Consider the following 16,553-nt stretch of genomic DNA (forward strand, 5'->3'; position numbering starts at 1 on the left):
GGCTAGCTGGATCATGCTCTTACAAATGCAAGAACGCAATACTGCGTTCTAACTAGTGCGCTAAGCGAAAGGGTTGTCATGGCAGGCAAGCGCACCGTGTTGACCGTTCGTTTGCGCAGGCTCGCGGCCATGCTCCACGAGATGCGCGAACACTCCGGGCTCAGCAAAGAAGAGGTCAGCACCAAAACCGGAATCAATGTCACCACTCTCTACCGCATCGAGACCGCGCAGGCGCGTCCGCAACGCCGCACGCTGACGGCGATGCTGGATCTTTACAAGATCGGCGAACCACAGCGTTCAGACGCCTTGCAATTGCTGACCGATGCGCTCAAGCCCGGTATGGCCCGCCCCTTCGAGGCCGCGGTCGGCGAGGTGTACGGCGCGTACATCAATTTCGAGGCCGAGGCGCTCTCGGCCCGGTTCTTCCAGGCCAGCTACATTCCGGGCCTGCTGCAGACCGAGGCCTACGCCGATGCCATCATGCAGACCTCCATGCCCAAGATCTCCGACGAGGTGCGCGGCCAGCGCGTCCAGGCCCGGGTGGAGCGCGCCAAGGTGCTCACCAAAGAAGATCCCCTCGAACTCTGGGTGGTGTTGGACGAGTGCGTGATCCGGCGCATGGTCGGCGGCCCGAACGTGATGATCGAACAGCTGCAACGCCTGCTCGACGAGACCGACAAGCGCAATGTGATCCTGCAGCTGCTGCCCTTCGACGCGGGCGCGCATCCGGGGATGGCCGGATCCTTCGTGCTGCTGGATTTCCAGAACCCCGCCGATCCGGAGCTGGTGTACGTGGAGGGCATCGCCAGTGACGAGATCATCGAGGGCCACACCGAGGTGCGCCGCTACGGGGTGATGTTCGATCAGCTGCGCGCCATGGCGCTGAGCCCGAAGCACTCCGAGGACCTGATCCACAAGACGATCGAGGAGATGCGCGAGCTCAATACCCCTTAGGTGCGGATTCCCCCACCCTCGGAGCGGTGATCCCCCGCACTGAGGTTGCTGTCGGAATGAACCCGGAGCGACGACTCTGAATACATCCCGAACAGCGCCACAGATCACCACATCCGAGGGGATGATACTCATGTGCAAGCCGGTCGAATCGTCCGCAACTCTCGTCGCACTCCGCCCGAGCGCGGCCGATCCGGTTGCCGCCCCGCACGACCCCGCCGCCATCGCGGTGGCCGCCGCCGACTGCGAGCTGAGCTTCGCCGAACTGGACCGCTGGTCCAACCGCGTGGCCCGCATGCTGCTGCGTCTCGGGGCCCGCCCGGGCACCCGCGTCGCGATCGTGGGGACCCCGCGACTCGAATCGATGGTGGCCCGCGAGGCCGTCACCAAGACCGGTGCCGCACTGATCGCCGTGGGCACCGAAAGCTCCACCGCGCGAGCGGATTTCGTGATCACCACGAAGGAAGGCCGGGAGCGTCTGACCGCGCTGTCCGGCAGCACCGCCAGCGGCTGGCTGGTGCTGGACGAGCTTGCCACGCTGGTGCAGTACCTGACCGGCTCCGACGCTCCGATCACCGATGCCGACCGCCAGCTGGCGAGGAAGGCGTCCTGACCGGTCGTATTCCACCAGTACGCAGGACTGTTCATGGTTTCGAGCTCTGCCCTGTCCCCCACTGTCACCGGCTCCGACGCCGCCTTCCCGCTCTCCGCCGCGCAGCGCGGAATCTGGTTCGCCCAGCATCTGGCCGGTGACACCCCCGTCTCCATCGCCCAGTACGTGGAATTCCGCGGCGCGGTGGACGTTCCCCTCCTCGAGGAGGCGGCCCGGCGGGCGGGGCGGGAGTTCGGTACCGGATATCTGCGCCTCGTCGAGATCGACGACTTCCCCTACCAGATGGTCGACACCTCGCTGGACGACGCCATCGAGTCCGTCGATCTGCGCCATGCCCCCGATCCGGAGGCGGCCGCGCACGCCTGGATGCGCGCCGAGTACACCGCCCCGCTGGACCCGCTGCGCGATCGGCTCTGCCGGGTCGCCATGCTGCGGCTGAGCGAGGACCGCTGGTTCTGGTATTCGCGTTTCCACCACATCGCTCTCGATGGGGTCGGCGCGCTGACCATGTTGCAGCGCACGGGCGAGATCTACAACGCGGCGGCCTCGGGTCGCGAGATCCCGCCGGGCAAGGCCGAACATCTGCGCGGCATCGTGGAAGCCGATGCGGCCTACCGTGATTCGGAGCGGTTGCACGCCGACCGCGAGTATTGGCGTGCGCATCTGGCGGGTATGCCCGAGCCGGTGCGGCTGGGGCGGCACAGCGGCGCGGTCGACGCCCATCCGCGGCTGTCGAGCCGGGCTCTGCCCGCGACCACGTCGAAGTTGTTGGACGAGGTGGCCGGGGAGCTGTCCTCGAGTGCCGCGCCGGTGATCGTCGCCGCCTTCGCCGCGTATCTGGGAGCCATGACCGGCGCCCCGGAAATCGTGCTGAGCCTGCCGGTTTCGGGCCGCACCACCGCGACGCTGCGCCGCTCCGGCGGCATGATGGCCAATGTGGTGCCGCTGCGCCTGCGGCAGTCGCCGACGCTGACAGTGGGTGAGCTGATTCGCGCCACCCAGGGGGAGCTGACGGCGGCGCTGCGACGGCAGCGGTACCGGCAGGAGGATATCGTCCGCGACCTCGGCTGGGCCATGGACGAGGTGGGCTCGTTCGGTCCGACGGTCAATCTGATGTTGGTGGACAGCAGGATTCGGCTCGGCAACACCACCGGTCGCCTGCACGTGCTGACCTCCGGGCTCATCGAGGATCTGTTCGTCAACGTCTATCCGGGCGTGGGCGGGGAGAGCACCCATATCGACCTCCAGGCCAATCCGAACTGCTACGACGAGAACGAATTGGCGTCGCTGCACACGCGATTCCTGGATTTCCTGCACACGTTCCTCGCGGCGGGACCGCGCGGCCGCCTGGTGTCGCTGACGGTGCTGGCCGAGGCGGAGCGCGAGATCGCGCCCGCGCGTGGACGTTCCGACGCACCGGTCCGCACACTGCCGGAGATTCTGGAGCACGGCGCGGCGAAGAATCCCTCGGCCATCGCGATTCGAGGCGACGGGACGGTCCTGAGCTATCGGGAGTTGGACGAGTACACCAATCAGCTGGCGCGCGTGCTCATCGCCGCCGGGGCGGGACCGGAACGGCCGGTGGCCGTGTCGATCTCGCGGTCGGTGCGGTCGGTGCTCGCGATGTGCGCGGTGGCACGCACCGGGGCAGCGTTCGTCCCCATCGACCCCGACTATCCGACCGACCGCATCGAGCACATGCTCAGCGACAGCGGCGTGGTGGCCGGTGTGACGGTGGCGGCGGCGCGGCCAGCTCTGCCGGATCGGGTGCGCTGGCTGGTACTCGATACCGAGGACACCGAAACAGCCGTCGCCGCCATGGATTCCGCGCCGGTGACCGATGCAGACCGGCGCGCGCCGGTGCGAGTGGACCAGCTCGCGTATCTCATCTACACCTCCGGTTCCACCGGTCTGCCCAAAGGCGTCGGGGTGTCCCATCGCGGCCTGGCGAACCTGGTGACAGGGTCCGGCTCGGCATTCGGGGTGGGCGCGAACGCGGTGGTGGCGCACGCGGTGTCACCGAGTTTCGATATCTCGATCGAGGAGATCCTCGTCGCCCTCGCCATCGGTGCGACGGTGGCCGTGGTGCCGCCGTCGGCCTACGCGGGCGAGGACCTCGCGCGAGTGCTGCGGGCACTGGAGGTCACGCATCTGAATGTGACTCCGGCGGTAGCGGGTTCGCTCGAACCGCACACCTTGCCTCGGCTGCGCACGGTGGTGGTGGGCGGCGAGGCGTGCCCGCCGGAGCTCACCGCGCGCTGGGCGGGGCGCTGTGTGCTCAATGGCTACGGCCCCACCGAGGCGACCGTCACCGCCACCCTGAGCGCGCCGCTCGAGCCCGGCGATCCGATCACCATCGGCGGCCCCGCGCGCGGCGCGAGCGCCGTGGTCCTGGATCCGTGGTTGCGGCCGGTTCCGCCGGGCGTGACCGGCGAGCTGTACCTGGCGGGGCCGGGGCTGGCGCGCGGCTACCACCAGCGCATCGGGCTCACCGCCGGACGGTTCGTGGCGAATCCGTTCGCGGCGGGTGAGCGCATGTACCGCACCGGGGATCTGGTGCGGTGGCGGCACACCAGGAGCGGGTGGCAACTGGAGTTCGCCGGTCGCGGCGACACCCAGGTGAAGGTGCGGGGTTTCCGGATCGAACTGGGTGAGGTGGACGCGGCGGTGGCGCGCCACCCGGGCGTCGAGGTGGCGATCACGGTGGGCGCGACCACGCCCGGCGGGGCGACGGCCTTGGTGTCGTACGTCCTCGCGACGACGGCGGTCGATCCGGAGGCCGTGAAAGCGACTGTCGCACAGCAGCTTCCCGCTTATATGGTGCCGTCGTCGGTCATGGTCCTCGATACGCTGCCGCTCACCCCGGCGGGCAAGGTGGACCGTCGCGCGCTGCCCGCACCGGATTTCGACACCCGCGCGCGCACCGGGCGCGCACCGTCGACCCCCCAGGAGCAGACCCTCGCCGCCCTGTTCGCGGAGGTGCTCGGCCTCGCCGAGATCGGCGCGGACGACAACTTCTTCGCCCTCGGCGGCGACAGCATTGTCGCCATTCAACTCGTCGCACGCGCCAAATCCGCCGGGCTCGGTCTGCGGGCGCGAGATGTGTTCGAGCACAAGACCGTTGCCGGACTGGCCGCCGTGGCAACCGAAGTGACCGCACCGCGCGTCCTGGAACTCCCGGGCGGCGGCGTCGGGCCGGTGCCGCTCACGCCGATCGTGCACGACATGCTCGCCCACGGCGATACCTGGCCGCGCTTCGCACAGGCCGTCCTCATCGACCTGCCGGGCGATATCGACAGGGCACGCCTGGCCGCCGCCGTCCAGACGCTGCTGGACCACCATGATCTGTTGCGCAGCACCCTGATTCGCCGCTCCCCCGATTCCGCCGACTGGGAGTGGCTGGTCTCCGAACCCGGCACGGTGGAGGCCGCCGCGCTCATCGAATCGATTCCGGTGGCGTCGGACTCCGACGGCGAGGCCGAATTGCAGCGCGCCGCCGATCTGCTGGACCCCGCCGCCGGAACGGTGGCGCGATTCGTGCTGCTGGAGCGCGAGAACACCACACCCATGCTCTGGATGGTCCTGCACCACCTGGTCGTGGACGGTGTGTCGTGGCGAATCCTGCTGCCAGACTTGGCGACCGCGTGTACGGGCGGCGCCCTGCTGCCCGTCGGCACATCGTTTCGCCGTTGGGCACACGGGCAGGTGGAGCAGGCGGCCGACCGGATCACCGAACTGCCGCTGTGGCAGCGCGTTCTGGACAGCTCGCGGGGCACGCTGGGATTGCGGCCCTTGGATCCGGAGCTCGACACCGCCGAGACCATGGGTCGGGTCGGCACCACCGTCGACCTCGAAACGACGGCCACGGCTTTGGAACTCGTGCCCGAGCGCTTCCACTGCGGTGTCGACGACGCCCTGCTGACCGCGCTCGCACTGGCGTCGGCGCGCTGGCGCGACCGCGCGGACACCGTCCTCACCCTGGAGGGCCACGGCCGGGAGGAGAGCGTGCTGCCCGGTGCGGATATCTCGCGCACGGTCGGCTGGTTCACCAGCGTGTATCCGGTCGCCCTCGACCTGGGCGGTATCGATCTCGACGACGCCTTCGCGGGCGGCCCGGCGGCGGGCGCGGCGCTGAAGGCCGTGAAGGAACAGCTGCGCGCCATTCCCGACAAGGGCGTCGGCTACGGCATGCTGCGGTATCTGCACGCGGACGCCGCGGCGGCGCTGGCCGATGCGCCGACACCGCCGCTGAGCTTCAACTATCTCGGCCGGACCGGCGCGGGCGGCTCCGGTCCGTGGCTGCCGAGGCGCTTCGCCGCCACCCAGGACGATCGCGCGCCCCTGGCGGCCGTGGTCGATATCAACGCCCTGCACACCGACGCCGGACTGGAGGTCACCTGGGCGTACGCGTCGCGCATTCTCACCGAGACCCAGGTGCGCGAACTGGCGGAGCTGTGGGAGCGGGCCCTCGTCGCGCTCACCACCCATGCCCGGCGGGCGGGTTCGGGCGGGCACAGCCCGTCGGATTTCGCGCTCGTGGCGGTGTCGCAGCCGCAGATCGATTCGTGGGAGCGCGAATACCCGAATCTGCACGAGGTGTGGCCGCTCTCGCCGTTGCAGTACGGCCTACTGTTCCACGCCCGCTACGACAGCGATACCGCCGACGGCTACACGGTGCAGACCCGGCTCGCGCTCGCCGGTCGAGTCGACGCGGCCCGGTTGCGCACGGCGGCACAGGCACTGGTGGACCGGCACGAGACCGCGCGCACCGCCTTCGTCGAAACCCCGGACGGGCCACGGCAATTGGTGCTCTCGAACGCCGAGATCGTGTGGCAGGAGGTCGATCTCACCAGTCTCGGGGACCCGGCCGAGCGCCACCGCGAATTGGAACGCCTGATCGCGGTGGACGCGGGCACTCGCTTCGACCTCGCCCGCCCACCGCTGTTGCGCTTCACCCTCGTTCGCACCGAGGCCGAGGCGTACACGCTGCTCATGACCAACCACCATCTGATTCTCGACGGATGGTCCACACCGCTGCTGGTCCGCGAACTGCTCGCCGGATACCTCGCCGCGGTCACCGACCAGGCCATCGCCCTGCCTCCGGTGCACTCCTACCGCGAATTCCTGCGCTGGCTCGCGGAACAGGACGCCGCCACTTCCCTGTCCGCGTGGACCGAGGCTCTGGCCGGGGTCGACGGCCCCACCCGCGCCGTGCCGACGCTGGCGGATATCTCCTCGACCGAATCCGGCATGGTCACAGTGGATTTCAGCGCCGACGCGCTGGCCCGCCTGGAGACCACGGTGCGCGGCGCGGGCGCGACCGTGAACACGGCCGTGCAGACCGCCTGGGCGCTGCTGCTGGCCATGCTCACCGGCCGCACCGATGTCGTCTTCGGCGGCACCGTCTCCGGCCGCCCGCCGCAGCTGGGCGGGGTCGAGGAGATGATCGGCCTGTTCATCAACACGCTGCCGGTGCGGGTGCGCCTCGATCCCGGCGAACGGGTCGCCGACCTGCTCGGCCGGGTGCAGGACGAACAGGCGCGGCTGCTGGACCACCAGCACGTCGGATTGGCCGCCATTCACCAGGCGGTCGGCCTGCCCGAACTCTTCGACACCCTCACCGTCTTCGAGTCCTATCCGATCGACCGCGAAACCCTCTCGCAGGCCCTCGATATCGCGGGCATGCGGATACTCGACGTCTCCGGCACCGATGCCACCCCGTATCCGCTGAACCTCATGGTGATTCCACAACGCGCGGACGACGGAAGCGAATCCCTCTGTATCGCCGTGAAATTCCTCGCCGACCAGCTGCCGGAGACGGCGGCCCGGCGACTGCTCGACCGGTTCGTCCTGCTCCTCGAGCAGATCGCCGACCACCCGCATCGCCGCACCGCCCAACTGCAACACTGCGATTCGATCGAGCGGCGCATGCTGCTGCCGGTGCGCGGCGGCGACCCGGTGCCCATGCGCACGCTGCCGGACATTCTCGCCGCGGGCGCACGCATCAACCCGGATGCCATCGCGGTGAGCGCGGGGACCCTGACCATGACCTACCGCGATCTGGATGCCTGGTCCAACCGCTTCGCCCGGGCACTGCTGCGGCGCGGCGTGGGCCGGGAGGTCTTCGTGGTGCTGGCGCTGACCCGCTCGGTGGAGTCGGTGGTGGCGGTGTGGGCGCTGGCCAAGACCGGCGCGGCCTTCCTGCCGCTGGACCCGAACTATCCGGTGGAGCGCATCGAACACATTCTCACCGATTCGCGCGCACCCATCGGCGTGACCGTGTGCGCCGTGGGCGAGACCCTGCCCGGCACCATCGACTGGCTGCTGCTCGACGATCTCAACACCATTCGCCGCGTCATGACGGTGTCGGACGCGCCGATCACCGACGAGGAGCGCGGCGGGCCGATCATGCTCGGGCAGACCGCCTACCTGATCTACACCTCGGGCTCCACCGGCAAACCGAAAGCGGTGCTGCTGAGCCACCGCGGCCTGGCGAATCTGGTTGCCACCCAAGCCGGTTCGTTGGATCTCGACGAGACGGCCAGCGCACTTCAGGTGGCGTCGCCCAGCTTCGACGCGTCGGTGCACGAACTGCTCATGGCGCACGCCATGGGCGGCCGTCTCGTGCTGTCGCCGCCGGATGTGTACGGCGGCGGCGAATTGGAGCGGCTGCTGCGCGACCAGCGGGTGACGCACGCGGTGATCACGCCCTCGGTGCTGGCCACCATGAGCCCGCACGCGCTGCCGGATCTGCGGTCGCTGTCGGTGGCGGGCGAGGCGGTCGGGCCGGAGCTGGTCGCGGGCTGGTCAGCGGATCGCCGCATGGTGAACCTGTACGGGCCAACGGAATTCAGCATCTGGGCGACCGGACCGGGTGAGCTGCGGGCCGGGGAACCCATCACCATCGGCGGGCCGGTACTCGGTGCGGGAGCCATGGTGCTCGACACCTGGCTGCGGCCGGTCCCGCTCGGCGTCACCGGCGAGCTGTATCTGGCGGGCCCGCAGCTGGCGCGCGGCTACTTCAACCGCTTCTCCCTCACCGCCGTGCGGTTCGTCGCCAACCCCTACGGCGCGCCCGGTGTGCGGATGTACCGCACCGGCGACATGGTGCGGTGGGTGGAGACGAAGGGCCCCGACGGGGTGACCCTGGAGCTGGAGTACCTGGGGCGCAGCGACTTCCAGGTCAAAATTCGCGGCCTGCGCATCGAACTCGGCGAGATCGACGCGGTACTCGCCGCCGACGAGCAGGTGGAGTACGCGGCCACCGTGGGACGACCCGGCCCGGCGGGCGAGACCGTGCTCGTCTCCTATGTGGTCGGCACCGCCGAGGTGCGCCACCGCCTCGACACCGAGGAGCTGCGCACCCGGGTCGCGGCCGCGTTGCCCGGCTACATGGTGCCCAGCTATCTCATCGAACTCGACGAGGTCCCGCTGACGCCGGTCGGCAAACTGGATCGAAACGCCTTGCCGGAACCGGATTTCAGCGCGCTGGCCCAGCGCTACCTGGCCCCGCGCACCGCCGTGGAGAGCGCCGTCGCCGAGGTGTTCGCGGAGGTGCTCGGCACCGATCGGGTGAGCATCGACCGCTCCTTCTTCGAACTCGGCGGCAATTCGCTCAGCGCCACCAAGGTGGTGGCGCGGGTCAACGCCGCACTGGGATCGACCGTGGCCCTGCGTGATCTGTTCGACGCGCCCACCGTGGCGCAGCTGTCCACGCGCATCGTGCCCGCCGATCGCACCGCACCCGACCGCCCGGCGCTGGCACCCCGCATCCGTCCCGACCGGGTGCCGCTCTCCCCCGCCCAGCAACGCATGTGGGTGCTGAACCGCCTGGACCCCGGCTCCGCGGCGTACAACATCATCGCGCCGCTGCGGCTCACCGGTGCGCTCGACCTCGACGCGCTGCGCCAGGCCGTGCGGGCCGTGGTGACTCGCCACGAGACGCTGCGCACCATCTATCCGACCGATGCGGAAGGGCCACGCCAGGTCGTGGTCGGCGTGGATGCCGCGCTGCCCGAACCGACGGTGGTCGACACCGAAGACGGTGCGGCCCTGCGGAAACGGATCGAGGAGGTCGCGGCGACCGGCTTCGACCTCACCCGGGAAGCGCCGCTGCGGGTGGGCCTGTTCCGAATCCGCTCCGCCGAGCAGACCACGCATGTGGTCGTGCTGGTGGTGCACCACATCAGCGCCGACGGCGCGTCCATGGCTCCGCTGGCGACCGATCTCATGGCCGCCTACCTGGCCCGGACCTCCGGGGCACCGGCGGTGCTGCCGCCGCCGCGGGTCCAGTACGCCGACTACGCGCTGTGGCAGCGTGAACTGCTGGGCGACGAGACCGATACGGGCTCCGTTGCCGCCCAACAGATCCGGTACTGGACCGAGCGACTGGCCGGGGTGCCGGATGTCCTCGAGCTGCCCGCCGATCGACCGCGCCCGGCGGTGCAGACCGTGCGCAGCGCGGATCTGGCATTCACCCTCGACGCCGAAACCCACGCTGCGCTGGCCGGATTGGCCGCGAGCACCGATACCAGCCTGTTCATGGTCGTGCACGCCGCCTTCGCGGTGCTGCTGGGCCGCCTGGCCGGAACCACCGATGTGGTGATCGGTTCGGCCATCGCGGGACGCGGCGACGAGGCCCTCGACGATCTCGTCGGCATGTTCGTCAACACCCTCGCCCTGCGTACCACCGTCGACCCCGGCCGCGGTTTCCGCGACTTCCTCGCCGAGGTGCGCACCACCGATCTCGACGCCTTCGCCCATGCGCAGGTGCCGTTCGAACGCCTCGTCCAGGTGCTCGAACCCGCGCGATCCACCGCGCACCACCCGGTGTTCCAGGTGTCGCTGTCGCTGCAGAACTTCACCGAACCGGTGCTGGAACTGCCGCATCTCACGGTCGAGGCCGAACCCGTGGACCGGGACGCTTCGCAATTCGACCTGACACTCGATCTGCGGGAACAGGTCTCGGGTACCGCTCCGGCCGGGATCGCGGGCGTACTCACCTACGCCATCGATCTCTTCGACGAGTCCACCGCCGCCCTGCTGGTGACCCGGTGGCGGCGTGTGCTCACCGCCGTCCTCGCCGACCCGGATATCCGCCTCGCCGATATCGACCTGCTCGACGACACCGAACGCGCGGCGCTGGTGCCGCGTCGCGGACCCCGCAGCAGCGGAACCACCACTCTGGCCGAGGTTTTCGCCACCACCGCCGCCGCGTATCCGGACCGCCCGGCCGTCGTCGCGGACGGCCGAATGCGTTCCTACGCCGAACTCGATGCCGACTCCGATGCCCTCGCCGCACAGCTCGCCGCACGCGGTGTCGGCCCCGAAAAGATCGTGGCACTGGCGCTCTCCCGTGGTGCGGAACTGCTCACCGCCCTCTGGGCGGTGGCCAAGACCGGCGCGGCCTTCCTGCCCATCGACCCGCGGCACCCGCTCGACCGCATCGAACACATGCTCGCCGACTCCGGTACCGCGCTGGGCCTCACCCGCACCGAGCACCGGCCGCTGCTGCCCGACACCACCTCCTGGCTGCTGCTCGACGCACCGCCCGAGCCCTCCGACAACGGCGGCGGGGTGCTGTGGTCGACCGCGCCGGACCATCCCGCGTGGCTGATCTACACCTCGGGGTCGACCGGTACGCCGAAGGGCGTCTCGGTCACCCACCACGGCCTCGCCGATCTGGTCGCGGCCCAGCGCGAACTCCTCCACCTCGACGAGCACTCCCGCGTACTACAGGTGGCGTCACCGAGTTTCGACGCCTCGGCCTTCGAAGCGCTCATGGCCTTCGGCTTCGGCGGAGCCGCGGTGGTCGCACCGCCCGACACCTTCGGCGGAGCCGCGCTCACCGAACTCATTGCCGCACAGCGGGTCACCCACCTGGTGATCACGCCCTCGGCACTGGCCACCATGGACCCGGCGGCGGTGTCGAGCGTGCGGGTGCTGGCGGTCGCGGGCGAGGCCATCAGCGCGGAGATGGTGCAGCGGTGGGCAAGTGGACGCACACTGGTGAATCTCTACGGTCCGACCGAATTCACCATCTGGGCAACGGCTTCCGAGCCGCTGCGCGCGAACGAACCGATCACCATCGGCGGGCCCGTGCGGGGAGCCGCCGCACTGGTGCTCGACGATCGGCTGCGGCCGGTGCCGGTCGGGGTCGCCGGAGAGCTGTACCTGGCCGGGCACGCACTGGCACGCGGCTATCATGCCCGACCGGGACTCACCGCCGCGCGCTTCGTCGCCGACCCCTACGGCGCGCCGGGCGAGCGCCTCTACCGCACCGGTGATCTGGTGCGCTGGATCGGTGCCCTGGACCGACCTCGGCTGGAGTACCTGGGCCGCACCGACTTCCAGGTCAAGGTCCGTGGCCAGCGCATCGAACTCGGTGAGATCGACACGGTGCTGGGTCGTGCCGACAAGGTCGAATTCGCTGTGACACTGGGCGTTCCGGGACCGGGCGGGGCCACCGCGCTCGCGGCCTACATACTCCCCACGCCGGGAGTCGATTTCGACCTCGCCGCGCTGCGCGCCCACGCCGCCGACTCGCTCCCGGGCTATATGGTGCCCTCGGCGTTCGTCCTGCTCGACCGGGTGCCGCTCAACGCCGTCGGCAAACTCGACCGAAAAGCCCTGCCGGAACCGGTTTTCGAGGCCGACACCGAATATCGGGCACCGAGCACACCCACCGAGGCGGCGCTCGCGGACATCGTGGCCGAACTGCTCGGCCGCGACCGGGTCGGCGTCCACGATTCGTTCTTCGCACTCGGCGGCGACAGCATTCTCGCCATCCAACTGGTGTCGCGGGCACGCTTGCGCGGACTCGAGCTGACGCCACTGCAAGTCTTCGAGCATCGCACCGTCGCCGCACTGGCGGAGCTCGCCGATGCCGCGGGAGACGCGGTGGTTCTGGACGAACTGCCGGGCGGCGGAGTCGGCGATATGCCGCTCACCCCGATCGTGCGGTGGATGACCGAACGCGGCGGCGACTTCCGGCGATTCGCGCAGACCGCGGTCCTCGACCTGCCCGTGGGCATCACCCGAGAGCAACTCGTCGCGACGGTCACCGCCGTCGTGAACCACCACGACATGCTGCGGGCCCGGCTCCTCCAGGAGGACGGCCAGTGGCGACTGCGCACGGATGCGCCCGACGCCGTCGACGTGGACTCGCTGCTGCACCGCATCGAGTTCAGCGCCGACGCCGACACCGTCGAACTGCGCGAATACGCCGTCACCGAGGTGGATTCCGCGCTCGATCGGCTCGATCCGGCGCGCGGTCGCGGACTGCAACTCGTGTGGCTCGACCCCGTGGGCCCAGGCCAGCGCGCCGGACATCTCATCGTGGTCGCGCACCATCTCGTCATCGACGGCGTCTCCTGGCGGATTCTCGTCCCCGACCTCATGGCCGCGTGGGCGCAGATCTCGGCCGGGGCGACGCCCGTGCTCACCGAGCCCGGCACCTCCATGCGCCGGTGGGCGCACGCCCTCGACGAGGAGGCCCGGCACGAGCGCCGGGTCGCCGAACTCGACTACTGGCGCGCCATCGCCGCCACCTCCGACCCGCTCCTCGGCAGCCGTGAACTCGACCCCGCCGTCGACCGGGTGGAGCGCGTGCGCTCGGTCGATATCGAGATGCCCGAGACCGTCACCGCCGCCCTGCTCACCACACTGCCCGCGCTGTTCGACGGCGGTGTCGAGGACGCGCTGCTCGCCGCGCTCGGACTCGCCGTCCTGCGCTGGCGTTCGCGAGCCGACCAGTCCCTACTGGTGCGCATGGAGGGCCACGGACGGCAACAGGAGATCATTCCCGGAGCCGACCTGTCCCGCACCATCGGCTGGTTCACCAGCGTGTACCCGGTCCGCCTCGACTTCGCGGGCCTCTCGATCGACGACGCCCTCGGCGGCGGCACAGCGCTCGGCTCGGCCATTCGCGCGGTCAAGCACCAGCTGCTCGCCGTACCGGACAAGGGCATGGGTTACGGCATGCTTCGCTACCTCAATCCGGAGACGGCACAACGGCTTCCGCGACAGGTGCCCGGACGGATCGGCTTCAACTACCTCGGACGCTACGGCGCGGCGGATATCCCGGCCGGGCTGGAAGGATTGGGCTGGCTGCCCACCGACGAATTCGGTGACCTGCACGCCACCGAACACCCCAGCGTGCCGGTGACGGCGGAGGTCGAGATCAATGCCGTGGTGGTCGACGACAGATTGCAAGCGAGCTTCTCCTACCCCGAAACCCTGTTCGGCCGCGCCGAAGTGGAGTCGCTCGCGCGGTTGTGGAGCGAAGCGCTCACGGCCACAGCGGCTTTCGCCAGCACCGACGCCGCCCGCGAAGCGGCCGACGCCGAAGCCCGGTACCTCGCCGAGCGAGCCGCTGCCGAACACGCTGCCACCCAAACGGATTCGTCACCCGGACTCGGCCTGGACGTGGTGCTGCCCATCCGCCCGGGTGGCACCGAACCCGCCCTGTTCTGTATCCACCCCTCCTCCGGTATCGCCTGGACCTACCTCGGACTCGCCGACGCCCTCGCACCCGGCCGCCCCATCTACGGCCTGCAAGCGCCGGACCTGTCCGGCCAGCCCGCCGCCCGCAGCATCGAGGAGTTCGCGCGCCGCTACGTACGCGAAATCCGCCGCCTGCAACCGGAAGGCCCATACCACGTGCTCGGCTGGTCCTTCGGCGGTCTCATCGCCCACGCGGTGGCGACCCAACTCGACGCCGAGGGCGCGCGGGTCGGCGTGCTCGCCCTGCTCGATGCCGACAGCGCCGATATCGACGGCGACAGTATCGACAGGCTCAGCGCCGGAGCCTTCATCGCCACCTTCGGCCACGTCTTCGGCATGACCGATATTCCGGCCGAGGCCAGCGCGCAGGAAGCCGCCGATCTCATTCGGGACCGCATGGGCGGGGTGGAACTCGTGGACGCCGCCACCCTGGAGCGCATGGCGGACTCCTACAACTCCTCCGCCCGCACCCGCACCGGCTACCGGCGGCCCGTATTCCACGGCGACGCACTGTATTTCCACGCCACCGTCGACTCCGAACCGATCTTCGGGCCGGAGGGCTGGCGACCGCACATCACCGGCGACATCACCACCCACGACATCGATGTCACCCATGACGAACTCACCACCCCACACGCGTTGGCGGCCATCGCCCGCGTCCTCGACCAACACCTTGGAGGCAGGCCATGAGTATCGACGGCGACGCGATCGGCGGCGGAGTCGTCGTCGACGGCATCGAGAAATCCTTCGGCAGCGTGAAAGCCCTGCGCGGCATCGACTTCAAGGCCGCACCCGGCGAGGTGCTCGGCATACTCGGCCCCAACGGGGCCGGTAAGACGACCACCGTGAACATTCTGTCCACCCTCATCGCACCCGATTCCGGGCGCGCGCTGGTCGCCGGGCACGATGTCGTCACCGACGCCGCCGCGGTGCGCCGCCGCATCATGCTCACCGGACAGTTCGCGGCCCTCGACGACGGCCTCACCGGCTACGAGAATCTCGTGATGTTCGGGCGGCTCATGGGATTGCGCAAACGCGCCGCCCGCCTGCGCGCCAAGGAACTGCTGGACGAATTCGATCTCGACGACGCCGCCAAACGCCGCGTCGGCACCTACTCCGGCGGTATGCGCCGCCGCATCGACATCGCGTGCGGACTCGTGGTGCGCCCCGAGGTGGTCTTCCTCGACGAACCCACCACCGGGCTGGATCCCCGCAGCCGCCAAGGGGTCTGGGATCTCGTCGGCGGATTCCGCAAACACGGCATCACCACGCTGCTCACCACGCAGTACCTGGAGGAGGCCGACGCGCTGTGCGACCGCATCATCGTCATCGACCACGGCGTGGTCATCGCCGACGGCACCGCCGATGAACTCAAATCCCGCACCGGCGGCAGTTACTGCGAGATCGTGCCGCTGCGGCTCGAGGACCTCCCGGCCATCGTCACCGCACTCGGACCGCTGGTACCCGACGCGAATCGCCTTGCCCTGACCGGTGATTCGGACCGCCTCGCCATACCCGCGCCGGACGGCGCGAAAACACTCGCCGAGGCGCTGCGCCGACTCGACAGCGCCGGAATCGAACTCGTCGACATCGCGCTGCGGCGGCCCTCCCTCGACGACGTATTCCTCAATCTCACCGGACATCTCGCCGACGGGCAGGCCGAGTCGTGACCGCCGCCGTCTGGCTCACCAATGTCCGAGCCACCCCCGCCACCCTGCAACAGTGGTGGGTGCTCAGCGTGCGGCTCATCGTGCCCGCCATCAAATCCGGCGACATCCTCAATATGGTGTTCGCGCCCATCGTGTTCACCGCCAGCTTCTACATCCCGCTCAACCGCATCATGTCCTTCGCCGGAACGGGATTCAGCAGCTACGCGCAGTTCATGGCGCCCATCGTCATGCTGCAGGCTGCGTCGTTCACCGCCATCTCCGCCGCCTTCCGCGCCTCCACCGACGCGGTCTCCGGCCTCGACCGGCGCTTCGACGCCATGCCCATCCACCCGCTCGTCCCCACCGCGGCGCGCATGTCCGGCAATATCTTCCGGCTCCTCGTCGCCGTCACCTCGGCGCTGATCGCCACCCACGTCATCGGCTTCCGCTTCCGCCTCGACGCCTGGCACACCCTCGGATTCATCGGACTCACCCTGCTCATCGGGCTCGCCTTCTGTATCGGGGCCGATGTCATCGGCACCGTCTCCAAGAGCCCCGAGGCCACCACCCAGCTGCTCGTGCTCCCGCCGCTCATTCTCGGCATGCTCTCCACCGGCCTCGCTCCCGCCACCCAATTCCCGCAGTGGGTCCAGGGTTTCGTGCGCAACCAACCGGTCTCGCAATTCGCCTACGGCCTGCGCGCCCTCGCCGGGGACACCCGCGGCAACGCGGGCGCGGTCACCTGGTCGCTCATGACCCCGCCGCTGCTGTGGATCGCGGGCATTGTCGCGGTTTCGGTGCTGCTGACCATTCGACTCAACCAGCGGAGGTCCTGA

Annotated in this window: 5 protein-coding genes; all 5 read left to right on the forward strand. The window is 69.6% G+C overall.

All coding sequences use genetic code 11. From position 1 onward, the window contains the following. The first annotated feature begins 78 nt into the window (after positions 1–78). The 5 genes from ACIBH2_RS09355 to ACIBH2_RS09375 all read left to right on the forward strand — a co-directional run bounded on the left by ACIBH2_RS09355 (position 79) and on the right by ACIBH2_RS09375 (position 16,553). Complete coding sequence (locus ACIBH2_RS09355; protein WP_397115176.1) at positions 79–954, forward strand: helix-turn-helix domain-containing protein; 876 nt, start codon at positions 79–81, stop codon at positions 952–954. A gap of 130 nt (positions 955–1,084) precedes the next feature. Beyond that, positions 1,085–1,564 carry an AMP-binding protein gene (locus ACIBH2_RS09360; protein WP_397115178.1) on the forward strand — a complete coding sequence of 160 codons (480 nt, stop codon included), beginning with the start codon at positions 1,085–1,087 and terminating at the stop codon, positions 1,562–1,564. A 33-nt stretch (positions 1,565–1,597) separates the two neighbouring features. Then, on the forward strand, positions 1,598–14,758 hold the full coding sequence (locus ACIBH2_RS09365) for an amino acid adenylation domain-containing protein (protein WP_397115180.1): 13,161 nt from the start codon (positions 1,598–1,600) through the stop codon (positions 14,756–14,758). After that, positions 14,755–15,738, forward strand: coding sequence for an ATP-binding cassette domain-containing protein (locus ACIBH2_RS09370; protein ID WP_397115182.1), 984 nt, complete (start codon positions 14,755–14,757; stop codon positions 15,736–15,738). The genes ACIBH2_RS09365 and ACIBH2_RS09370 overlap by 4 nt, the downstream gene beginning before the upstream one ends. Further along, positions 15,735–16,553: an ABC transporter permease gene (locus tag ACIBH2_RS09375; protein ID WP_397115184.1), complete on the forward strand. Its 819-nt coding sequence runs from the start codon at positions 15,735–15,737 to the stop codon at positions 16,551–16,553. Before ACIBH2_RS09370 ends, ACIBH2_RS09375 begins: the two co-directional genes overlap by 4 nt.

Origin of the sequence: Nocardia sp. NPDC050406, assembly GCF_044459025.1 — a bacterium.
Classification (GTDB): domain Bacteria; phylum Actinomycetota; class Actinomycetes; order Mycobacteriales; family Mycobacteriaceae; genus Nocardia.